Origin of the sequence: Streptomyces spiralis, assembly GCF_014654675.1 — a bacterium.
Classification (GTDB): domain Bacteria; phylum Actinomycetota; class Actinomycetes; order Streptomycetales; family Streptomycetaceae; genus Streptomyces; species Streptomyces spiralis.
Map to the genome: position 1 here is coordinate 132,927 of NZ_BNBC01000008.1, position 20,236 is coordinate 153,162.

Below are 20,236 nucleotides of genomic sequence, written 5' to 3' on the forward strand. Positions count from 1 at the left end.
CAGGGCTTTTCGTTTGGATCAGGCCGGCTGGAGCAGCAACGCGCGGATGTCATGCGGGACTTGCTCCAGCGCCGATTCCAGGTGACCGGGCGAGGCATGATTGCGTACGACCGTGGTGATCGCGGGAGCGAACCGGGCGACGTCCTCGGCGGAGATCTTGGCCTCCTGCGCGAAGCGTTCCACGTAGCCCTCGCGGCCGTACTTGACCGGTACGACGCTGGGATCCCAGCCGTCGTAGTAGCCGCCTCGCAGCAACTCGGGGAGCTGGGCGGCGAAGTGGGCGGCCACGTCGACGGTGAGCCGGTCGCGGAATGTGTGCAGCCAGGCGCGCAGGACCCGGTGGGCGAGGTGGCGGTCCTCCGTTCCCAGGGCCTCCGACACCGCTTTGAGCCAGATGTTCGCGCTGTGGATGGCGTGCTCGAAGTCGGGTGGGCGGGTAGAGGGGGGCATGGATCTTCCCTTCCGGTCTGCCTGCGGAATGCGGAATGTGGAATGGAATGAGGAATACGGACTGCGAGCTGCGGACTGTGGAATCGGGTGCTCCGCCGGATGCCCGGGCCTCCCGGGATCCGGCTTCACACGCCCACGGGCCAGGTCTGCTCCTCCCGGCTCTCGGCGGCCACCGGGTGCAGCGGCGTGAGCGCGTGGGTGCGGTCGAGGTAGCAGAAGGCGTCGTAGCGCTGGGCCAGCACGGTGGGGACGTAGTTGCCCACCTGCTCGAACTGCGGCCGGTAGACCACGCCGATCGCGCGGTGCCCGTGCTCTTGATGGAACCACTCGCGCCGGCCGCCGTCCGGCGGCCGCTGGAACTGCACATGCGGGAAGACGAACAGCATCCGCCCGCCGGGCAGCGCCCGGTGCAGCAGATCCTCCAGGCTTCCGGCGTGCGCCGGGGGCACCTCCATGATCCTGGGCACACCACCCCACGTGTCCGCGGCGATCACGGTCCCGGAGTGCGAGCCGAAGCCGACCAGCACCACGCCCCTGCCCATATGGCGTTCGCGCATCAGCTGACCGACGTTGACCAGGCCGGTGTCGGCCATGTCCGTGGCGCGGGCGTCGCCGATGTGGGTGTTGTGCGCCCACACCACCGCCTTGGCGTCGGGGCCGTGGTGCTCCATGAGCCGGTCCAGGGTGTCGGCCATGTGGTGGTCGCGGATGTTCCAGGACTCCGGCCCACTGTCGAGCATGGCCCGGTAGTAGCGCTCGGCACCGGCCAGCACCTCGGCGTTCTGCCGGGCGGCGAACTCCGTGAGCGAGCTGTCCGCGGTGACCGCCCGCGCGGCCCGCTGCCGCAGCTCCGTCAGCAGGGAGACGACCTGCGGCTCACACCCCTCGGGCACATAGCGGGTGGCCAGCGCGTAGGACTGCGGATCCTCGGTGTACGGCTCGAAGCAGCGGTAGGCCTCCAGGGCGTGTTCCACCCGGTCGGGGTCGTGCTCGCGCAGATGCGTGAGCACGGCGTCCAGGGACTCCCACAGGCTGTACACATCCAGCCCGAAGAAGCCGACGCGCCGTCCCGGCGGCCGTTGTTCGTTGTGGCGGCGCAGCCACCGGGTGAAGGCGGCCACGTCGGTGTTGCCCCACATCCATGTCGGCCAGCGCCCGAAGCCCTCCAGCACCTCGACGGGATCCTCGGGCGCGCCCGGCGCGGCGACCACGGAGCGGTGCACCGCCTGGCAGTCCGGCCAGTCGCCCTCGACCGCGACGAAGGAGAAGTCCTTCTCCTCGATGAGCCGGCGCGTCAGCACGTCACGCACCTGGTAGTAGTCGGCGGTGCCGTGGGACGCCTCGCCCAGCAGCACGTAGCGGGCGTCGCCGATGCGCTCCATCAGCGGGTCCAGGGACGCCTCGTCCGTCAGGGGCAGCGCCTGTTCTCTGATGCGGGCCGGGTGGATGTCGGGCACGGCGTCTCCCCTTCCGCTAAGTCCCCGCCGGGTTCCCGCCGCACCGCACCCGAAACGGTCCCCGAGCAGCCGTTTCGCCCGGCTGCGGGGTGGGTGGGCGGTTGCGCGCCGGGTACCCGCACGGGTGTCATACGGCGACGGACGGAGAGTCGACCGACGGTGGTGCGACATGAAACTGTCGTTCCTGCATCCACTGGCCAATGAACCCGGTCCCTGGGCCAGCGCCTATCTGGACACCTCCCGGGACATCGACGACCCCGACCGGGCCATCGGCCTGCGCTGGCGGCACCAGCGCGACGCCCTGCGCGCCCAGGGCGCCGACCCGGCCACCGTCGCCGCGCTGGAGGCCGTGGTCGGAACGGACCGCGATCTTCCCGGCCCGCACGGACAGGCCCTCTTCGCCACCCGCGGGCACATCGCCCTCACCGACGAACTGCCCGAACCGCCCGCACGGGACACCGCCCGGTACGGCGGCCTGCCCGACGCCATGCCCCTCGCCCTCCAGCACGCGCCGGACATCGCGTACCTCGCCGTCGCCCTCACCCGCACCGTCCAGCCCCGCAGCACCAGCCAGGAGAACGGGCAGGGCCCGGTGGACCAGGCCCTGATCGCCTACGAGACCGGCCGGTGGCCCACGAGCAGGACCACCCCTGGACAGCGCACGACGCATCTGGTGCCGCTGGAGGAGTGGCAGCACGCGGCCCGCCGCTACGCCGCCGAGCTGGCGGACCTGGCCGACCGGAACCAGGCCGAGACCGTCGTGCTGCGCCGGGACACCGGTGACGCATGGCTGTCCGGCGTCCTCGTCAACCGGCTGCCCATCGACCTCCAGAACAGCCTGACGGTGGTCGAGGACGATCCGGACACCGGGATCCGGGGCGACGACGGCCGCGCTCTCGTCGAAGAACACGTGGCCGATGTGCTGCACGGGCGTCTGAGCAAGGCCGACCGGCGTCACATGGACGTCTTCCACACCCAGCGGGCCCGGCATCCCACGAGGTCGGAGGGCACCGGAGCCGTCGTCAGCGCCTTGCAGCGAGGCCAGGCCCAAGCCGTGCTGGTCCGCCCGCCCACGGCACTGCCCGAGCGGCTCTGGACGGCCACGGAGCCGAACCAGATCGCCTTGTCGGCAGCGGAGCTGGAGGTGTTCGGGGCGATCGGGTTGCGAGAGGAGCCGGCCGACACGGCACTGCTGCACGCCGCCCTGCGCACCGGAGCCGAACTGGTCGTGCTGCCGCCCGACGACGACACGCCCCTGGCCGACGGGGTGGGCGTCGTGCTGCGCTACCGCGACGTCGCGGACCTGGTCCTCCTCTAGGCGGTCCTGAGGGATGTCGGCGGCGAGGGACGACGGCATGGGAACGCAGACCGGTGCGGCCACCCTGGACGTCGCGCCGACGCCGCGGACGGCGGTGGCATGGCTCCCGCCGCCGGAGCTGTGGCCGCCCATCCAGGACATCCGCTGGGAGCACGACCCGCAGGTGCGACGGTGGCCGCCCCACGTCAACGTGCTGTTCGGATTCGTGCCCGAGGAGGAGTTCGGGCGGGCGGCCCCGCTGCTGTCCGCCGCCGTTGCGGAGATCTCGCCGTTCGCCGCGCGGCTGGCCGGGGTGCGCTGGTTCCGCCACCGGGCGTACGCCACCGTCTGGCTCGACCCGGCCGCGGCGGGCATGGCGCCGTGGGCCCACCTCTACCAGAGCCTGGTCGAGCGGTTCCCGCGCTGCGCGGGCCGCTTCGCCGAGTTCACCCCGCACCTGTCCCTGGGCCGGACCCCGCAGCCCAGGCAGCTCGCCGCCGAGTGCACCGCCCGGCTGGGCACGCTGTCCGCCGAGGTCACCGAGGTGGTGCTGCTCTCCCGAAGGGGAGACGGGCCGATGCGCGTCCGCGCCGCCGTCGCCCTGGGCAGCGGCGTCCTCAGCCGCCGGTGACCGGGCCGTCGCTCACCTCACCCGTTCGGGCGTGGTCCGTGGCCGGTGGGGGGACGGTGGCGATCGCCGGTGTCAAGCACCAACGGGGCGTGTTCCAGCAGAAGTCGCCGGGTGGGTGAGCCGACGAGTGGGGAAAACGGCCGAAGCGGGCGCGCCGGGCCCGCTGTCCGGCCCTAGGATGGCGTTGCGGGCGCGAGAACGTCGGGCGTCGGCCGGGTCCGGGCATTCCCGAGCAGGGTTGCCTTCCGGGCCGAGGCGCAGACGAGAACCCCGGCCCGATTACGGCAGGCCGGGGTTCTGTGCCATGTGCCCTGTCGCGGGGCCCCGGCCCGATTACGGCGGGCCGGGGTTCCGCGGGACGGACGTGGCGGGGCGGGCCTCAGTAGTCGCCCCGGTCGCCCTTGTGGCGCTGCACGACCCGGAAGCTGGCCACGATGCCGTCCTTGACCTTCAGGCCGTCCTTGACGCAGTCGGGGTGCACGCCGTTGCTCTCGCTGTGCGGGCCGACGGTGGCGATGGGGGCGCCGTTGTCGCAGGTGACCCCGCGGAAGACCTCGACGGTCCTGCGGCTGTCGTTGCGGATGTTGAGGCTGTTGGAGCCCAGGCCGCTGACCACGGTGATGCAGCCGTCCGGGTGGGCGGAGTAGGACCGCTCGTTGATGTGGATCCACCCGTAGTCGCGGTGGTGGTTGCCGCCGCGCTCGCCGTGCTCCTCGTGGTTGTTGTTGCCCTCGTTGCCCTTGCTGTTGTTGTTGTTTCCGCCCTCGCCGCCCATGGGGGCCTGGACGGGGATCTGCTGGACGGCGGCGGGGGCGGCCTGGGGCGCGGGGGCGGCCGCGGCGTAGGTGATGCCGGTCGCGGCCAGGGCCGCCGCAGCGGCGACGGCCGCGGTGATGGCGTGGGAGCGGGTCATGATCATGTCGCTTCTCCTGTCTCAACTCAGAGAGAGGGATCGGCTGTGCAGCCGACGCGAGACTGAACGTACTAACGCCACCCATACCTGTCATATCGGGCGCATCCGGAGCCCTGGCTACGAGGGCCGATCGGGGTACCCGAAGGGCCCTGCGGAAGAACTGACTGCCGATCAAACTCGTGGCTGACCTGGCAGATTGAATGACAATTAGCCCTTAGAGGTGATCTTCTGACGCCCTCTCACCCTTCGCGACGGTCGGGGCATCGGCAACTGACGGCGAGTCGCTGCTTGACATGCGGTCAGCGGGCGTTCCGGCCGGGCGCAGCATGGCCGGCACCATGGGCCTGCGCGGCCCCACGATCAGCGCGCTGCCCCACGATCAGCGCGCGGACGCCCCGGCGGCCCCGGCGCCCTCGTCCCGGCGTGCTGTGTGGCCACCGGGGCGCCCGGGCGGGCGTCAGGCGCGGCAGCGCAGCATCTCCAGCGGAGGGTCGGCGAGGAGGCCAGCCCAGAACTCCGCGCCGAACGCACGCACGCCGGCGTCGAACACCGGGAGGGGGATCCAGGTCACCTCGCCGAATCCGGCCGCCCGCAGACACCGTTCGTAGACCTCGCGGCGCGGGCAGGTGGTGACGAACTCGATCGGCGGGTCGAGCAGCGCCGTGACCCGGACCCGCGGTCCGGTCCCGGCCTCCTCGCCGATCGGCTCGCAGCGAAATCCGTACTTGTCCAGTGACGGTCCGTCGAAGCGGTGGTCGGGCGTCTGGGTGAGCACGAAGAACTCGGCGCCGGGCACCAGGCTCCGGTGCACGTTGCGGCACATCCGCTCCATTGCGGCGGCGTCCTCCGCGTAGTTGAGCAGCTGGACGGCCGTGGCGATGTCGAAGCGCCTTTCGAGAGGCCGCAGTTCCGCCACATCGCCCACCTCGTACCGCACCCCCGGCGGCTCGCGCTCCTCCAACTCCCGTGCGACGGCGACCATCTCGCCGGAGATGTCGGCGCCGAGCACGTCCGCGGCTACGCGCCGCTTGGACTCCCTGCTGTAGAACCCGGTGCCGGAGGCCAGGTCGAGCACCGCCTTGCCGCGTACGTCCCCGACCATGGCCAGGAAGCCGGGCCGGGTACTTCGGAGTAGCGCGCCAACGGCAGGGACTTGAAGCCCTCGAACGCCTCGCCGATCTCGTCAGAAGCCACGAAGATCCTGTGCGGCCGTGGGTGATTCCTCTCGCGGGTCGAGGGCCGCCGCGGGGATCGTCGAATGATCGAACAAGGGGTGAGTTCGCGACGGTGGCACGGAACACGGAATCGACCCCTTGTCGGATCGTTCAACAATCGTCTACGTTCTGGTCGTGATCGACCTCAACGCAGACCTCGGAGAGGGCTTCGGCCGCTGGAGCCTCACCGACGACGACGCCCTGCTCTCCGTGGTCACCAGCGCCAACGTCGCCTGCGGCTTCCACGCGGGCGACCCCTCCGTGATGCGCCGCGTCTGCGACCTGGCCGCCGAGCGGGGCGTACGGATCGGAGCACAGGTGTCCTACCGTGACCTGGCCGGCTTCGGGCGACGCGCCATGGACGTACCCGGCGACGAACTGGCGGCCGAGACCGCGTACCAGATCGGGGCGTTGCGGGTCTTCGCCGAGGCCGCCGGTGCCGAGGTCGCCTACGTCAAACCGCACGGCGCGCTCTACAACCGCACCGTCCACGACGCCGAGCAGGCCGCCGCCGTGGTGGCAGGCGTCCAACTGGCGGGCGGACGGCTGCCCGTGCTCGGCCTGCCCGGATCGCACCTGCTCGCCGCCGCCGAGGAGGCGGGACTCACCGGCGTGCCGGAGGCCTTCGCCGACCGCGCCTACACCCCGCACGGCACCCTCGTGCCACGCCGTGAGGCGAACTCCGTGATCAGCGACGGCGACACGGTCGTCCGGCGCGCGCTGGAGGTCGCGGTGAAGGGCTCGGTCGAGGCCGTGGACGGTACGACCGTCGAGGTCGCCGCCCGCTCGCTGTGCCTGCACGGCGACACCCCCGGCGCGGCCCGGATCGCGGCCCGCGTGCGCGAGGCGCTCCGGACGGCCGGGGTCGGCGTGGGGGCCTTCGCATGACGGAAGGTCGGTTGCTTCAGGTGCGGCCCGCCGGGCGGCACGCGCTGCTCGTCCAACTCCCCGACGCCGAGCGCACCGCGGCCTTCCACGCCGAACTGCTGCGGCGCCGCGCCGCGGGGACCCTGCCGCCGGTCGCCGAGATCGTGCCGGGGGCGCGCACCGTCCTGCTGGACGGCGTGCCCGACCCCGGGGAACTGGCCCGCCGACTCGCCGACTGGGACGTGCCGCCGCGCGCCGCCGACGACGGGGGAGTGGTGGAGATACACGTGCGCTACGACGGCCCGGACCTGGCCGGAGTGGCCGCCCTGTGGGGGATCGGCCCCGATGAGGTCGCCGCCACGCACTCCTCGTACACCTACCGGGTCGCCTTCTGCGGTTTCGCACCCGGCTTCGGCTACCTCACCGGACTGCCCCCGCACCTGCACGTCCCGCGCCGCGACACACCCCGGACCCGGGTCCCGGCCGGAGCGGTGGCGCTCGCGGGTCCCTACAGCGCGGTGTACCCCCGCGCGACCCCCGGCGGCTGGCAGCTCATCGGCACCATGCCGGACCCTGCACCGCTGTGGGACCTCACCCGCGACGAACCGGCCCTTCTCACACCGGGAACACGCGTGCGGTTCGTCCCCGAGGGCGGTGCGACATGAGCGCCAAACTCACCGTCGTACGCTCCGGCGCCCTCACCACGGTCCAGGACTCCGGCCGCCACGGGCACGCCCACCTGGGCGTCCCCCGCTCCGGCTCCCTGGACGCGCCCGCGATGACCCTCGCCAACCGGCTGCTCGGCAACGACCCCGGCGCCGCCGTCCTGGAAACCACCCTGACCGGCTGCGCCCTGCGGCCCGACCGGGGCGTCACCGTCGTGGTCGGCGGTGCGCCCTGCCCGGTGACCGTCGACGGCCGTCCGGTGGCCTGGGGCGCGCCGGTACGGGTGCCCGCGGACGCGGTGCTGAACGTGGGTACGGCGACCGCCGGGGTGCGCTCGTACGTGGCGGTCGCCGGGGGCATCGCCACCGAGCCGGTCCTCGGCAGCCGTTCGACGGACCTGCTCTCCGGACTCGGTCCGGCGCCCGTGCGCGACGGGGACGTACTCCCGCTGGGCGCCCCCGCCCGGCAGCCGGCGCTCCCCTTCGCCGCCCCCTGGCCCGCGCCGCCCGCCGCACTGGTCCTGCCGCTCCGGCCCGGCCCCCGTGCCGACTGGTTCACCCCGGCGGCGCTGCGCACCCTCACGTCGGCGACCTACCGTGTGTCCCCGCACAGCAACCGCATCGGTCTGCGCACCGAAGGCCCGGCGCTGGAACGCCGGTCGGCGGGCGAACTGCCCAGCGAGGGCATGGTCCTCGGCGCGGTTCAGGTGCCCCCGGACGGGCGCCCCGTGGTGTTCCTCCACGACCACCCGACGACAGGCGGCTACCCGGTGATCGGAGTGGTCGTGGAAACCGCCCTCGCCCGGGCCGCGCAGGCCTGCGCCGGGACGCCCGTACGCTTCACGCCGGGGTGACGGGCCGGCGGCCTCGGCACCCAGCGCCCGTCCGGGCCGCGCTTCGGGCGGGGAGTGGACGTCACCCCATGCTCTTGGCGCCGTCCAGGGACTCGCGGATGATGTCGGCGTGGCCGGCGTGCTGCGCGGTCTCCGCGATGATGTGCATCAGCACCCGGCGGGCCGACCACTGCGCGTCCGGCTCGAACCACGGGGCCTTGGGCAGCGGCTGCGCGGCGTTCAGGTCGGGCAGGGTGCGGACCAGTTCATCGGTCCGGCCGGCCACCTCGGCGTAGTCCTCGAGCACGCCGGCCAGCGTCTCGCCGGGCAGCATCCGGAACTCGTCGACCCGCCGGGCCCAGTCGGCCTCGGTCATGGTGGTGAAGTCGCCCATCGCCGAGGGGCCCTCCACGATGAATCGTGCCCAGTTCCGTTCGACCGCGGCGACATGCTTGATCAGGCCGCCCAGACACAGCTCACTGGCGGTGGTCCGGCGCCCGGCCTGCTCGTCGTCGAGATCGCGGGTGGTCAGACGCAGGAAGTGCCGGTGCTTGGCCAGCGTCTCCAGCAGGTCGGCCCGCTCGCCGGTGAGGGGCTCTGCCTCGCCGAGGTCGTGGGTGGCGGGCTCGTGGACGGGCGTGGTCTCGGTCATCGTCGTCGCCTTCCGAGAGTGGGTTCCTCTGGTGAGGAAGACGTTAGCCGCGAAAGGGGTCAGATCTTGACCTAAAGGCGAAAGATCGAGGAACCTCCTCATCGCCGACCCGGCCGACCGATATGACCTGCGCCACACATCTACGGGGCTTCCGTTCCGGCGGGCGGAGGGTTAGGTTCCGTTTACCCCGCGGCAGCGCCCACCGAGGCGTTGGTCCGCCGGTCCCGGGACGGCGGACCACGCGGGGGCCAATATCGCGTGGAAACCCCCGCATGAGGGGTGTCCTTACGGGTGTCACTTGCCGCGGCCGGCCGCGGTGGGACTGCCGGTGGGCCGGGTGCCCTCGGTCGCGGCCCAGGCGGCGAGGAGCCGCAGGGCGTCGTGGTCGGGTGTGCCGGGGGCGGCGCTGTAGGCGGTCAGGGTCAGGCCGGGCCGGGCGGGCAGCTCCATGGCGTCGAAGTCGAGGGTGAGGACACCGACGGCGGGGTGCCGGAAGGACTTGCGGCCGGTGTGGTGCAGACGCACGTTGTGCCGGGCCCAGGCGATGCGGAACTCCTCGCTGCGGGTGACGAGTTCGCCGATCAGTCCGGTCAGTTCGGTGTCGTGCGGGGCCCGGCCGGCCTCGGTGCGCAGCAGGGAGACCGTGGTGTTCACGGACTCCTCCCAGTCGGGGAAGAAGTCGCGGCCGTCCGGCATGAGGAACTGCGAGCGGGCGATGTTGACCGTCTGAGCGGTGCCGTCGGGGAACAGGGGGTCGTACAGCGCGCGGCCGAGGGTGTTGGTGGCCAGGATGTCCAGGCGGCCGTTGCGGATGAAGGCCGGGGAGTCGGTCATGGAACCCAGAACGCGCAGCACGCTGTCCGGGAGCGGTCCGCGGACGCGTCCGGTACGGCGGACCGGGCGCTTGGCGGCGGCGCGGGCCAGGTCGTGAAGGTGGGCGCGTTCGGCGTCGTCGAGCTGGAGGGCTTTCGCGACCGCGTCGAGGACCTCCTCGGAGGCGCCGGCGAGATGGCCGCGTTCCAGGCGGACGTAGTAGTCGATGCTCACACCGGCGAGCAGGGCGACTTCCTCACGGCGCAGGCCCGGTACGCGCCGGTTGCCGCCGTAGGCGGGCAGACCCGCCTGCCGCGGGGTGATCTTGGCACGCCGTGAGGCCAGGAATGCGCGAATGTCGCTCTGCGTGGTCACGGCTTCCAGGCTAGGCCGGACGGTCCACCTCTGGGGGGTCCTGTCGGTACCTGGCACGGCAGACCCTTCTCCACCACATCGACCTGCGATTACCTCGATACCGGCAGCCGCCGATGCCCCCGGGGCGACCGGGACACGCGCTGCGACGGCTGCCGGAAGACCGCCCCCGCCGCACAGTGGTCGTGGCGGCCCACCCCGATGTGACCTGTGACCAAGGAGTCGTTCGTATGCCCAAGCAGTCCGCACCCCGGGAGCTGGCCGGGATCGCGCCCAAGCTCGTCGAGGTCACCGACGAGGTTCTCTTCGGTGATGTCTGGCAGCGGCCCGGGCTGTCACCTCGCGACCGGAGTCTGGTGACCGTGAGCGCGCTGGCCGCCCTGTACCGCGGCGAGCAGCTCGGCTACCACCTCGGGGTGGCCCTGGACAACGGGCTGACCGTCGAGGAGCTGTCCGAGGCGATCACGCACCTGGCCTTCTACGCGGGCTGGCCCAACGCGATGACCGCGATCACCCGGCTGAAGCAGATCGCCGACGAGAGCGGCGCCTGACGGGCACGACCGCCACCCCGGCACCACCGCCCCCCGAGCCCTACCGCCACCCCGGCAATCCCCCCCGAGCCCTACCGCCACCCCTGTACCGCACCCGCCGCACAAGTTCGATCAAGGAATCTCAGACGTGGAACACCTCACCGACACCCCCACCCTCAAGGCCCCGGCGGAACGCTTCACCGGCGACGTCCACCTCAACCTGATCTCGGTTCCCACCGAGCCGGCCCGCCTGGCCGCGGCTCTGGTGCGCTTCACCCCCGGCGCCCGCACCCACTGGCACTCCCACGCCCTCGGCCAGGTCCTGCACATCACCGACGGTGTCGGCCTGGTCGGCACCCGCGACGGCAACGTCGTGCGCGTGAGCGCCGGCGAGACCGTCAGGTGCCCGGCCGGCGAGGAGCACTGGCACGGCGCCACCGACACCAACCTCATGGCCCACATCGCCATGGTCGTCGGTGCCGGCGACGGCGACGGCACCACCTGGCTGGAGCCGGTCACCGACGAGCAGTACGCCGCCGCCCTCGCCGCCATCGGCCGCTGACGGCCACGGCAGTACCCCGGTGGTCCGGGGCCTGGTGATTCGGGTCCGTTGGTGCGGGCGACGGGCGCGGGTGATCCTGGGAGACGGACTCCTGAGGGAAGGCATGACCATGCACGCTCACCTAGGCGATCGACTGGTCGTGGAAAGCCCGGTCACCGGGGTCACCCGGCGCGACGGCGAGATCGTCGGCCTGCACCACGACGACGGCACACCGCCGTACGACGTGCGCTGGTCGGACACGGGCGAGATCTCGCTGGTCTTTCCCGGACCGGACGCGCACGTCCAGCACGCCGGCCACGAAGCAGGCGTCCGGGACATGGGCCACGAAGGCGACGTCCGGCGCCCGGGCCGGGAAGGGGCCACGACCCGTGGGCCCATCCCCGCGGACCCCGCCGTCGGCATGGCGGGGAAGCCGGGGGACTTCGGACGACGTCTGGCGGCGGCCCGCCGGCGTCAGGGGCTCAGCCTGGAGGAGACGGCCGGCCGAGCCCGGATGTCTCCGCACTACCTCGCCTATCTCGAACAGCACCCGTCGGAGCCGGGCATCACGACCATCCTGCGCCTGGCCGACGCGCTCGGCACCACGCTCCTCGCGCTGCGGGGCGGCGACCAGGAGTTCCCGCCGGGACAGGGACGCGCGCTGCGGCACCCCCGGCTGACGGATCTGAGCCGGGACGAGTGCCGGGCGCTGCTGTCCACGCACGGAGTGGGGCGTATCGCGTTCACCGGCCCGGTCGGGCCCGTCGCGTTCCCCGTCAACTACGACGTGCTGGGCGAGGCCCTCTACTTCCGCAGCACGCCCGGCTCCGCCCCCGCCAAAGCCGTCGGCTCCGACGTCGCCTTCGAGGTCGACCATCTCGACGAGGAGATGAGCCAGGGCTGGAGCGTGCTCGCGGTGGGCCGTGCCGAGGTCGTCGACGACCCTGACATGGTCCGCCGGCTGGACGAACGGGCCTACTCCGAACCATGGGCGGGCGGCTCGCGCCTGCTCTGGGTGAAAGTGCCTCTCACCCGTCTGACAGGGCGCCGCATCACAGCCGCCGACCGGTGAGGCCGAGGACGACGGCCGGACAGCGCGGACAGGGCGACGGCCGGACAGTGGGGACAGAAGGGGAGCGGGCGTGTGGCCGGCCAGGTCCCGGCCGGGAGGAGGCCGAGGTTCCGGCAGGGCGAAGGAGGACGTGATGAGTCACCCCGTGCTGGCGGGTGTCGACGGGTCCGAACACAGTCTGGCGGCCGCCGGCTGGGCGGCGCGGGAGGCCGCGTCGCGCGGTGTTCCGCTCCGCCTGCTGCATGCTTCCCCGCCGCTTCCCGGCCCTGCCGTGCCCGCCCCGGCCGCGGACCGGCTGCATCAGCTGGGTGAGCGGACGCTCCAGCGGGCGGCCGCCGACCTCGGCGATCGCTGTCCGGACGTGGAGGTGCTGTGCGAGCAGACCGATGACGACCCGGCCGTGGCCCTCCTCGCCGCGGCCCGCGATGCCGGGCTCCTCGTCGTCGGGACGCGCGGGACGGGCGGGTTCGACGGTCTGGCGGTCGGCCGGGTCGCGCTGCGGGTGGCGGCGGCGGCCCCCTGCCCTGTCGTGCTGGTGCCCGAACAGCCCGGAGCCTTCGGGGAAGAGGAAAGGCCACCGGCGGCACAGGGCGCGGACCAGGTCGTGACGGGGTTCGACGCGCACCACCCGGTCGGCGAGGTGGCGGACTTCGCGTTCTCGGCCGCCGGGGCGCGCGGAGCGGGCCTGCGGGTGGTCCAGGCATGGGCGCTTCCCGCCGAGGCCGTCTCCGCGCAGACCCTGGTGGTGACCGAGGAGGACCGCGCCACCTGGGAGGACCAGGAGGTCCTGCGGCTCTCCGACGCGCTGCGCCCCTGGCGCGAGAAGTACCCGCACGTCGCGGTCCACACCGATGTCCTGCTGCTCCATCCGGCGGAAGCGCTCCTCAACGCGTCCCAGGGCGCGGCCCTGCTCGTCGTCGGCCGTCGCACCGACCCGCGGGCGCGGGCGGCCGAGGGCCGGCTGGGCCCGATCACGCACGCCGTGCTGGACCACGCCCGCTGCCCGGTGGCGGTCGTACCGCATGCCGGATGACGGCCGAGCGGTGCACCTCGCGGACGGGTGCCGCGCGGGGGCCGCGCGTGGGCCGCGTCAGCCGAAGAACACCTCGAACTCGTCGTACAGCGACGGATCGACCACTTTGGCCTTCGCGGTGGCCTCGGCCAGGGGGATGCGGACGATCCGGGTGCCTCGCAGGGCGACCATGACGCCGAAGTCACCGTCCTTGACCGCCTCGATGGCGTGCAACCCGTAACGCGTGGCCAGCCATCGGTCGAAGGCGCTCGGTGTGCCGCCGCGCTGGATGTGGCCCAGAACCGTGGTCCTGGCCTCCTTCCCGGTGCGGTCCGAGATCTGCCGGGCCAGCCACTCGCCGATGCCGGACAGCCGCACATGCCCGAACTCGTCCAGCGACTGGTCCTTGAGGACCATCTGCCCCTCCTTGGGGACGGCACCCTCGGCGACCACGACGATCGGCGCGTAGTTGATCTTGAATCGGCTCCTGACCTGTTCACAGACCTGGTCCAGGTCGAACGGCCGCTCCGGGATGAGGATCACGTTGGCGCCGCCCGCGATGCCGGCGTGCAGGGCGATCCACCCCGAGTGCCGCCCCATCACCTCCACCACCAGGGTGCGCATGTGCGATTCGGCGGTGGTGTGCAGACGGTCGATGGCCTCGGTCGCGATACCCACGGCGGTGTCGAAGCCGAAGGTGTAGTCCGTGCCGGAGACGTCGTTGTCGATGGTCTTCGGTACGCCGACCAGAGGGACTCCCTGCGCGTTCAGCTCCGTCGCCACGCCGAGCGTGTCCTCACCGCCGATCACCACCAGCGCGTCGACGTCGTGCGCGGCCAGGGTGTCCCGTACGCGTCGCATCCCGTCCTCGTGTTTGAACGGGTTGGTGCGGGAGGAGCCGAGGATGGTCCCGCCGCGGGGGAGGATCCCGCGCACACTGGGGATGTCCAGCGGCACGACGGCGTTCTGGACCAGGCCCAGCCAGCCGTCCCGCACCCCGGCGAAGTCGAAGGCGTATTCCTGGACGCCTTTGCGGACGACACTGCGGATCACGGCGTTGAGGCCGGGACAGTCACCGCCGCCGGTCAGCACTCCGACCTTCATGAGTTGCCTCCCTTGCGCTGGTCAGCCGGTTTGCTCACGGCCCTCTCGGCGATCGGGACCAGCTGCCGGACCACCTCGGTCGCCTCCTTCCAGCGTCCCTCCGTTCGATCCGCGGTGGCCACTCGCGCGGCCCCGTGGGCGGTGCGACCGTGGCAGTGCGGTCTCCTGCCGCACGAGGTGGCAACTGGGCGCCGGTGCGGTGGGAGTGCGCCGGAAAGTGGGTGGTGAGGATGTTCTGGTTTCCGCACGGCGCGCCCGGTTGGGGCTGGTTCGCCATGAGCCTGGGGATGCTGCTCTTCTGGGTGCTGCTGATCGTCGTCGTGGTGCTGCTCTTCCGCGCACTGAACCGCGGCACCGGACAGTCGCGGGCGCAAGGCGGCACCGGACGCCCCGTCCCCGAACAACTGCTGGCCGAACGCTTCGCCCGCGGGGAGATCGACGAGGACGAGTACCGGCGCCGGCTGGACGTCCTACGGCAGGGTTCCGGAGGTTCCGGATGGCCCGGGCGCTGAACCCCGACCGGATGCCCGCGCCGACGGACCGCACACCGATGACACGGACCCGCGTCGGCAACCCGCCCGGCGGGGGAACCCGGCGACAAGGCCCGATGACAGAAGGCTGGTGATCGGTATGAAGGGCTACGTCTTCCACGGACCGGGGCAGGCCGCCTGGGAGGAGGTTCCCGACCCGGACGTCCAGGACCCGACCGATGCCGTCGTGCGCGTCGACACCGTCACGATCTGCGGCACGGACCTGCACATCCTCAAGGGCGACGTGCCGGAGGTGCGTCCCGGCACGGTGCTGGGGCACGAGGCCGTCGGCGAGATCGTCGAGGTGGGCGCCGACGTGCGCACCGTACAGCCGGGGGACCGGGTGCTGGTGTCCTGCATCAGCACCTGCGGCCGGTGCCGCTTCTGCCGGGAGGGCATGTACAGCCAGTGCCTGGGCGGCGGGGGCTGGATCCTCGGCCATCGCGTCGACGGCACACAGGCGGAGTTCGTCCGGGTGCCGTTCGCCGACCTGTCGGTGCACGTGCTGCCCGCCGCGGTCACCAACGAGGACGCGGTGCTGCTGGCCGACATCTTCCCCACCGCCTACGAGGTCGGCGTGCTCAACGGACGGGTACGGCCCGGGGACACGGTCGTCGTGGTCGGGGCCGGCCCCGTCGGTCTCGCGGTCATCGCCACCGCACGGCTGTTCTCACCCGAGCGCGTCATCGCCGTGGACCTGGCCCCGGCGCGTCTGGAGGCCGCGCGGAAGCTGGGCGCCGAGGCCGTGGCCGACGCCCGCGAAGAGCCCGAGCAACTGGTCGCCGACCTCACCGGAGGGTTCGGTGCGGACGTCGTCGTGGAGGCGGTGGGTGTGCCGGAGACCTTCGAGCTGTGCACGCGCATGGTGCGGCCCGGCGGTCATGTGGCCAACGCCGGGGTGCACGGCAGTCCCGCGACCCTGCACCTGGAAGAGCTGTGGATCAAGAACGTGACCATCACCACCGGCCTGGTCGACACCCGCACCACGCCCACGCTGCTGAAGATGGCCGCCGCCGGCCGGCTGCCCGCCTCCCAACTGATCACCCACACCTTCCCCTTGGAGCGCATCGAGGAGGCGTACGACGTCTTCGCCCACGCCGCCGAGACGGGCGCGCTGAAGGTCGCCCTCGGAGGTCCGCGGCGCGAGGTCGTCCCCGTGGCCGAGGCCTGAGGTCGTGCCCGTGGCCGGGGTCTGAGGTCGGTGCCCGTGGCCGGGTCCTGAGTGTGCCCGTGCCTGTGGCGGTGGCCGAGGCCTGAGATCTAGCGGTGCTCGGGGTTCTCGTAGTCGTGGCGGCAGCCGGCGTCCCAGGCCGTTCGCTGGTTGCCGTGGGCGGGGATGCCGCCGAGGTCCTTCAGCGCCCGGGCCACGTGGAGCAGGTTCCAGGTCATGAAGGTGGTGTTGCGGTTGGTGAAGTCGTTCTCCGGCCCGCCCGAGCCGGGGTCGAGATACGACGGACCGGGGCCCGCCTCGCCGATCCATCCGGCGTCCGCCTGGGGAGGGATGGTGTATCCCAGGTGCTGAAGGCTGTAGAGGACGTTCATGGCACAGTGCTTGACCCCGTCCTCGTTGCCGGTGATCAGACAGCCGCCGACGCGGCCGTAATAGGCGTACTGCCCGGCTTCGTTGAGCAGGCTGGAACAGGCGTAGAGGCGTTCGATCACCCGCTTCATCACGGAGCTGTTGTCGCCCAGCCAGATCGGGCCGGCCAGCACGAGGATGTCCGCCGCCAGGACCTGCCGGTACAACTCGGGCCAGGCGTCCGACGCCCAGCCGTGCTCCGTCATGTCGGGCCACACACCGGTGGCGATGTCGTGGTCCACCGCCCGCACCACGTCGACCTGCACTCCTTGGGCCTCCATGATGGTGGTGCAGCGGTGGATCAGCCCCTGGGTGTTGCTCGTCTCCGGTGAGCGCTTCAAGGTGCAGTTGAACACCAGTGCGCGCAGGTCGTCGTACCGGGCCGGCGGCGCGTCGGTGGCGGGCGACGGGGCAGTCACACAGTCCTCCATGAGCCTGCCGCCGCACACCGGGCGCGACGGACCGTTCACATCCGGCTCCAGCGTGTGGGCGGCGTCCGGCAGGCGCGACCGCAACGCATCCGAATGGCCCCGGCGGTGCTCCGGCGGCACTCGGGCTCAGACGCGGCCGCCGGCCGGCCGTCCCGCGTCCTGGTCGGGTCGTCGGTGCACGGCGTCGGCGACGACCGATGTCACGAACCTGTCGACGACTGCCGTGGTCGGCGGGCCGGGGTCGCGGTCCGCGAACAGGAGATGCCCGCCACCGACGAGGGAGAGGGTGAGCGCGTCGATGTCGGCGTCGGCCGCGATGCGGCCCCGTGCACGCTCGTCGGCCAGATAGGCGGAGATCGCGGTGGTGGCCTCGGCGAGGATCGCGATGCCGCCGCCGGGCCGGGCCTGCCGCAGCCGTGCGCGCAGCTCGTCCCTGAAGGTGATCAGCGGAATGATCGCCACGGGAACCGGGCCGAACAGGGTGGTCAGCGCGCTGGTGAGGTTGCCGGCCACCGTGCCGGTGCCGACGGACCCGCGCAACGCGCTCGCCTGCGCCTCGAGCCGCGCGGCCCGGTCGAGCACGAGCTCCGCGAGGAAGGCGTCGAAGTCGCTGAAGTGCCGGTGCAGGACGCCCTTGGCGCAGCCTGCCTCGTCGGTGACGGCCCGGCTGGTCAGCCCGCTCGGCCCGGCGCGCAGAAGCACGCGCTCGGCGGCGTCGAACAGCTGCTGTCGCGCATCGCGCAGGTGCACCCCAGTCGGCACTCGCAGATCCTCTCGTGCGTCGCCCCGGCATCGTATCCATTGTCCAGTGGGCGCTTGCCCACTAAGGTGGGCGCATGCCCACATCACCGCGAGAAGCGTCCCCTGCGCAGCCGCACGAAGCCCGCCGGATGGCCGAGTCGTTCGGAGTGGACGCCCACCGCTACGACCGGGCCCGGCCCGGCTACCCCGATGCTCTGGTGACGCGGATCGTCGCCGGGAGCCCCGGGTCCGACGTCCTCGACGTCGGCTGCGGCACCGGCATCGCGGCCCGCCAGTTCCAGGCCGCGGGCTGCGCCGTGCTCGGCGTCGAGCCCGACGCGCGCATGGCCGACTTCGCCAGAGCCCGTGGCCTGCGGGTCGAGACGGCGACCTTCGAAACCTGGCAGCCGGAGGGCCGGACGTTCGACACGGTCGTCGCCGCGCAGTCGTGGCACTGGGTGGATCCGGTCGCGGGAGCCGTGAAGGCGGCACAGGTGCTGCGTCCGGGCGGGCGGCTGGCGATCTTCGGGCACGTGTACGAGCCGCCTGCCGAAGTGGCTGACCCGTTCGCCGCCGCCTTCCGGAGGGTGGTACCGGACTCCCCGTTCAACGGCGGGCCGGCCCGTCGGCCGCTCGACGCCTATCAGACGGTCTACGCGAAGTGCGCGGACAAGATCCGGGAGACCGGACAGTTCAGTGATGTCGAGCAGTGGCGATTCGACTGGGAGCGGTCCTACACGCGCGATCAGTGGCTGGACCTGCTGCCCACCACCGGTGGCCTCACCCGGCTCCGCCCCGATCAGCTGGCCGAGATACTGGGCGCGGTCGGGAGCGCCATCGACTCCCTGGGCGGACGCTTCACGATGACCTACACCACTCTGTCCGCGACGGCCGTCCGCACCGGGCCCTCCTGAATACGCGTCCGGGCGAACCGTGTTGCGACATGAGCACATCCGGAACACCGATCGGCCACATGCCGACATGGCCGTGCCGCCGGCCGGGACCGTGTCGTCATGCTGGCATGTGGATGCATGAACCCGGTGGGCCTCGTGGCGACCCTGACCGGATACGGTCTGCTCGGCCTCGCCCTGCTCGCGGTCGGCACGGTCTGCCTGGTCGGCCTGCTGCTCGGTGCGCTCGTCGCCCTCGGACACCTGACCCGCCGCCGGCAGGAGGATGACGCCCCCGAATCGGGGAGGCAGCGAGCGCTCGGGCAGGACTCAGCCCTCGCTTCCTTCCACTGGGAGGACTCGGCGGAGTAGAGAGGGACCGATCGCCGGCACGCTGCTGGGAGTCGCAGGATCGGGGCGAACGGGGTGGTCTTCTTCACCCGGGCGGGGCGCTCGGCGGGCGCGATCGGGCGCGGGGATTTTAGCGTCGTAGTGCCTTGCGCTGTGACAGGACCGTGAGGCCCGGGCGGCCCCCGCACTCTGCGCCCTGGGCAGGGGCCGCCCGGCAGACCACCGGCCGGGGGAGGGCCGGCCGGCGTGTGCGTGCACGACCGGCCCCGCTGGATGTGAACGGTGCGGTGTCCGACGTCCTCAAGGTGCTGGAGTGGCACCACGATGCCCTCACGGCGTGGAACTGCCGGGCTGTCGGTGCCGGCCAGGCGCAGCAGGTCGACGGCGACGAAGGGGCCGTTGATCGCTGGGCGAGCCGGGTCGCATCGGCGCCGCGCCGCAGCGACCGCCCCTGCAGTCGTCCGAAGGCGAGCCGTCCGGCGCTTCGGCAGGTGGGCATATGGAGGTCAAGCGCCACGCGGCGGCCGCAGCGGCGCGCATCGCCCCAGAGTCTGCCACCGCCTGACGCGGCGCCTGCGCACCGTCGGATGCGTCTTTGCGGTCATGCCTCGGACAGCTCACCTCGCGAAACCCGACGTCAGGAAACATCCTTACGCAACGACGCGATGAGGAGGTCGAGGTCCCCACTGAAGACTGTCTCGTAACCACGGGCCATCCCTCAACGGCGGGTCGCTCCGCGCTCCCGTGGTCAGCCGAAGATGAGCTCAACGTCCTTGTCCACGCAGAACCGCAGGACGGTGATCAACTGACTGACGTCTTCGATGCGCCGTCGCAGGACGGGGTCGCTGTCGTCAGGCTGACGTCGGTCGAGAATCGCTGTCAGCCGGGGCAACATGGCCGCGCATTGAGCGGGTGCGAGGTCGGGGCCGTCGTCGTCCGGATGGTTGAGCAGTGGCGCCAGCGTAGTGGAGACGCTGCACCATTGGCGGTCTCCGCCGAAGCCGTCCATCTCGGCGAGCGTGAACCCCTCGGCCTGGGCCAACCACTTCCTGAACATGCTGAAACCGGTGTAGGACCAGGAGATGTCCGGGCTCCCCACGTCGTTGTCGCCTGGAAAGAGCATCAGTCCCACCTTGACCCCCTTGCTTGCTCGTAGCCCAGGATCGTCGTGGGCAGGGATGTCGGCAACTGAAATGATCTCCGGATGGCCGGCGTGATCACGGCGGACTCAGGGGCTCGAGCTTTTCGATGCGGCCCATGTGGCGGCGGAGCCGCTGGCCGAGCGTCTCAT

General features: G+C 72.1%; 22 protein-coding genes and 1 pseudogene. 13 read left to right on the plus strand and 10 right to left on the minus strand.

Annotated elements, in window-relative coordinates; all coding sequences use genetic code 11:
• Nucleotides 1-18 precede the first annotated feature (18 nt).
• Nucleotides 19-450 carry a DUF2267 domain-containing protein gene (locus IE318_RS11355; protein WP_030177049.1) on the minus strand — a complete coding sequence of 144 codons (432 nt, stop codon included), beginning with the start codon at nt 448-450 and terminating at the stop codon, nt 19-21.
• Nucleotides 451-575: 125 nt separating this feature from the next.
• Nucleotides 576-1,907, minus strand: coding sequence for an erythromycin esterase family protein (locus tag IE318_RS11360; protein WP_229903457.1), 1,332 nt, complete (start codon nt 1,905-1,907; stop codon nt 576-578).
• Between the two features lie 169 nt (nt 1,908-2,076).
• On the opposite strand from IE318_RS11360, the gene IE318_RS11365 reads away from it, so the two are divergent.
• The gene (locus IE318_RS11365; protein ID WP_189899250.1) at nt 2,077-3,225 is read left to right on the plus strand and encodes a baeRF2 domain-containing protein; all 1,149 of its coding nucleotides are present in this window, start codon (nt 2,077-2,079) and stop codon (nt 3,223-3,225) included.
• A 37-nt stretch (nt 3,226-3,262) separates the two neighbouring features.
• The gene (locus IE318_RS11370) at nt 3,263-3,835 is read left to right on the plus strand and encodes a 2'-5' RNA ligase family protein (RefSeq protein ID WP_229903458.1); all 573 of its coding nucleotides are present in this window, start codon (nt 3,263-3,265) and stop codon (nt 3,833-3,835) included.
• A gap of 379 nt (nt 3,836-4,214) precedes the next feature.
• Here IE318_RS11370 and IE318_RS11375 read toward each other — a convergent pair whose 3' ends face one another.
• Nucleotides 4,215-4,754, minus strand: a complete 540-nt coding sequence (locus IE318_RS11375) for a hypothetical protein (RefSeq protein WP_229903459.1) — start codon at nt 4,752-4,754, stop codon at nt 4,215-4,217.
• A 451-nt stretch (nt 4,755-5,205) separates the two neighbouring features.
• Nucleotides 5,206-5,948, minus strand: a pseudogene (locus IE318_RS11380) (class I SAM-dependent methyltransferase).
• A gap of 149 nt (nt 5,949-6,097) precedes the next feature.
• On the opposite strand from IE318_RS11380, the gene IE318_RS11385 reads away from it, so the two are divergent.
• Genes IE318_RS11385 through IE318_RS11395 form a run of 3 tightly spaced genes read left to right on the plus strand, consistent with a single transcriptional unit; the run spans nt 6,098 to nt 8,348 of the window.
• On the plus strand, nt 6,098-6,850 hold the full coding sequence (locus IE318_RS11385; RefSeq protein WP_189899256.1) for a LamB/YcsF family protein: 753 nt from the start codon (nt 6,098-6,100) through the stop codon (nt 6,848-6,850).
• A complete protein-coding gene (locus IE318_RS11390) occupies nt 6,847-7,494 on the plus strand; it encodes a 5-oxoprolinase subunit B family protein (RefSeq protein WP_030177061.1) in 648 nt (215 codons plus the stop codon). Before IE318_RS11385 ends, IE318_RS11390 begins: the two co-directional genes overlap by 4 nt.
• A complete protein-coding gene (locus tag IE318_RS11395) occupies nt 7,491-8,348 on the plus strand; it encodes a 5-oxoprolinase subunit C family protein (protein WP_189899258.1) in 858 nt (285 codons plus the stop codon). Before IE318_RS11390 ends, IE318_RS11395 begins: the two co-directional genes overlap by 4 nt.
• A 61-nt stretch (nt 8,349-8,409) precedes the next feature.
• Here IE318_RS11395 and IE318_RS11400 read toward each other — a convergent pair whose 3' ends face one another.
• Together IE318_RS11400 and IE318_RS11405 are read right to left on the minus strand one after the other, a co-directional pair.
• Nucleotides 8,410-8,979, minus strand: coding sequence for a DinB family protein (locus IE318_RS11400; protein WP_189899260.1), 570 nt, complete (start codon nt 8,977-8,979; stop codon nt 8,410-8,412).
• A gap of 294 nt (nt 8,980-9,273) precedes the next feature.
• A complete protein-coding gene (locus IE318_RS11405) occupies nt 9,274-10,167 on the minus strand; it encodes a helix-turn-helix transcriptional regulator (RefSeq protein ID WP_189899262.1) in 894 nt (297 codons plus the stop codon).
• A gap of 227 nt (nt 10,168-10,394) precedes the next feature.
• Here IE318_RS11405 and IE318_RS11410 point away from each other — a divergent pair, with 227 nt between their 5' ends.
• The 4 genes from IE318_RS11410 (at nt 10,395) to IE318_RS11425 (ending at nt 13,340) form a co-directional block, all read left to right on the plus strand.
• Nucleotides 10,395-10,715: a carboxymuconolactone decarboxylase family protein gene (locus IE318_RS11410; RefSeq protein WP_189899264.1), complete on the plus strand. Its 321-nt coding sequence runs from the start codon at nt 10,395-10,397 to the stop codon at nt 10,713-10,715.
• A 127-nt stretch (nt 10,716-10,842) separates the two neighbouring features.
• Nucleotides 10,843-11,256, plus strand: a complete 414-nt coding sequence (locus IE318_RS11415) for a (R)-mandelonitrile lyase (protein WP_189899267.1) — start codon at nt 10,843-10,845, stop codon at nt 11,254-11,256.
• 109 nt (nt 11,257-11,365) lie between these two features.
• Nucleotides 11,366-12,307, plus strand: a complete 942-nt coding sequence (locus IE318_RS11420) for a pyridoxamine 5'-phosphate oxidase family protein (protein ID WP_189899461.1) — start codon at nt 11,366-11,368, stop codon at nt 12,305-12,307.
• A gap of 133 nt (nt 12,308-12,440) precedes the next feature.
• The gene (locus IE318_RS11425; RefSeq protein ID WP_189899269.1) at nt 12,441-13,340 is read left to right on the plus strand and encodes a universal stress protein; all 900 of its coding nucleotides are present in this window, start codon (nt 12,441-12,443) and stop codon (nt 13,338-13,340) included.
• Nucleotides 13,341-13,397: 57 nt separating this feature from the next.
• On the opposite strand, the gene IE318_RS11430 is transcribed toward IE318_RS11425, so the two are convergent.
• Nucleotides 13,398-14,423, minus strand: coding sequence for a 6-phosphofructokinase (locus IE318_RS11430; protein WP_189899271.1), 1,026 nt, complete (start codon nt 14,421-14,423; stop codon nt 13,398-13,400).
• Between the two features lie 230 nt (nt 14,424-14,653).
• Here IE318_RS11430 and IE318_RS11435 point away from each other — a divergent pair, with 230 nt between their 5' ends.
• Together IE318_RS11435 and IE318_RS11440 are read left to right on the plus strand one after the other, a co-directional pair.
• On the plus strand, nt 14,654-14,935 hold the full coding sequence (locus IE318_RS11435; protein ID WP_189899273.1) for an SHOCT domain-containing protein: 282 nt from the start codon (nt 14,654-14,656) through the stop codon (nt 14,933-14,935).
• A 118-nt stretch (nt 14,936-15,053) separates the two neighbouring features.
• Nucleotides 15,054-16,124: a zinc-dependent alcohol dehydrogenase family protein gene (locus IE318_RS11440; protein WP_189899463.1), complete on the plus strand. Its 1,071-nt coding sequence runs from the start codon at nt 15,054-15,056 to the stop codon at nt 16,122-16,124.
• Nucleotides 16,125-16,213: 89 nt separating this feature from the next.
• On the opposite strand, the gene IE318_RS11445 is transcribed toward IE318_RS11440, so the two are convergent.
• Together IE318_RS11445 and IE318_RS11450 are read right to left on the minus strand one after the other, a co-directional pair.
• Nucleotides 16,214-16,951, minus strand: coding sequence for a flavodoxin family protein (locus IE318_RS11445; RefSeq protein WP_229903460.1), 738 nt, complete (start codon nt 16,949-16,951; stop codon nt 16,214-16,216).
• A 138-nt stretch (nt 16,952-17,089) separates the two neighbouring features.
• Nucleotides 17,090-17,725, minus strand: a complete 636-nt coding sequence (locus IE318_RS11450; protein WP_189899275.1) for a TetR/AcrR family transcriptional regulator — start codon at nt 17,723-17,725, stop codon at nt 17,090-17,092.
• Nucleotides 17,726-17,799: 74 nt separating this feature from the next.
• Between IE318_RS11450 and IE318_RS11455 the strand changes: the two genes are divergently transcribed.
• Nucleotides 17,800-18,618 (plus strand): class I SAM-dependent methyltransferase, encoded by an 819-nt coding sequence (locus IE318_RS11455; protein ID WP_189899277.1) that lies wholly within the window; start codon nt 17,800-17,802, stop codon nt 18,616-18,618.
• A 117-nt stretch (nt 18,619-18,735) separates the two neighbouring features.
• Nucleotides 18,736-18,966, plus strand: coding sequence for a hypothetical protein (locus tag IE318_RS11460; RefSeq protein ID WP_189899279.1), 231 nt, complete (start codon nt 18,736-18,738; stop codon nt 18,964-18,966).
• A 727-nt stretch (nt 18,967-19,693) separates the two neighbouring features.
• Here IE318_RS11460 and IE318_RS11465 read toward each other — a convergent pair.
• Nucleotides 19,694-20,068, minus strand: coding sequence for a hypothetical protein (locus IE318_RS11465; protein WP_373311150.1), 375 nt, complete (start codon nt 20,066-20,068; stop codon nt 19,694-19,696).
• Nucleotides 20,069-20,236 lie beyond the last annotated feature (168 nt).

Excerpts from the sequence above, each read along its gene's own strand:
- IE318_RS11355 (WP_030177049.1), bottom strand. The coding sequence starts at position 450 with ATGCCCCCCTCTACCCGCCCACCCGACTTCGAGCACGCCATCCACAGC.
- IE318_RS11365 (WP_189899250.1), top strand. The coding sequence starts at position 2,077 with ATGAAACTGTCGTTCCTGCATCCACTGGCCAATGAACCCGGTCCCTGG.
- IE318_RS11370 (WP_229903458.1), top strand. The coding sequence starts at position 3,263 with ATGGGAACGCAGACCGGTGCGGCCACCCTGGACGTCGCGCCGACGCCG.
- IE318_RS11375 (WP_229903459.1), bottom strand. The coding sequence starts at position 4,754 with ATGATCATGACCCGCTCCCACGCCATCACCGCGGCCGTCGCCGCTGCG.
- IE318_RS11390 (WP_030177061.1), top strand. The coding sequence starts at position 6,847 with ATGACGGAAGGTCGGTTGCTTCAGGTGCGGCCCGCCGGGCGGCACGCG.
- IE318_RS11395 (WP_189899258.1), top strand. The coding sequence starts at position 7,491 with ATGAGCGCCAAACTCACCGTCGTACGCTCCGGCGCCCTCACCACGGTC.
- IE318_RS11400 (WP_189899260.1), bottom strand. The coding sequence starts at position 8,979 with ATGACCGAGACCACGCCCGTCCACGAGCCCGCCACCCACGACCTCGGC.
- IE318_RS11410 (WP_189899264.1), top strand. The coding sequence starts at position 10,395 with ATGCCCAAGCAGTCCGCACCCCGGGAGCTGGCCGGGATCGCGCCCAAG.
- IE318_RS11420 (WP_189899461.1), top strand. The coding sequence starts at position 11,366 with ATGCACGCTCACCTAGGCGATCGACTGGTCGTGGAAAGCCCGGTCACC.
- IE318_RS11425 (WP_189899269.1), top strand. The coding sequence starts at position 12,441 with ATGAGTCACCCCGTGCTGGCGGGTGTCGACGGGTCCGAACACAGTCTG.
- IE318_RS11430 (WP_189899271.1), bottom strand. The coding sequence starts at position 14,423 with ATGAAGGTCGGAGTGCTGACCGGCGGCGGTGACTGTCCCGGCCTCAAC.
- IE318_RS11435 (WP_189899273.1), top strand. The coding sequence starts at position 14,654 with ATGTTCTGGTTTCCGCACGGCGCGCCCGGTTGGGGCTGGTTCGCCATG.
- IE318_RS11440 (WP_189899463.1), top strand. The coding sequence starts at position 15,054 with ATGAAGGGCTACGTCTTCCACGGACCGGGGCAGGCCGCCTGGGAGGAG.
- IE318_RS11455 (WP_189899277.1), top strand. The coding sequence starts at position 17,800 with ATGCCCACATCACCGCGAGAAGCGTCCCCTGCGCAGCCGCACGAAGCC.
- IE318_RS11460 (WP_189899279.1), top strand. The coding sequence starts at position 18,736 with ATGAACCCGGTGGGCCTCGTGGCGACCCTGACCGGATACGGTCTGCTC.
- IE318_RS11465 (WP_373311150.1), bottom strand. The coding sequence starts at position 20,068 with ATGCTCTTTCCAGGCGACAACGACGTGGGGAGCCCGGACATCTCCTGG.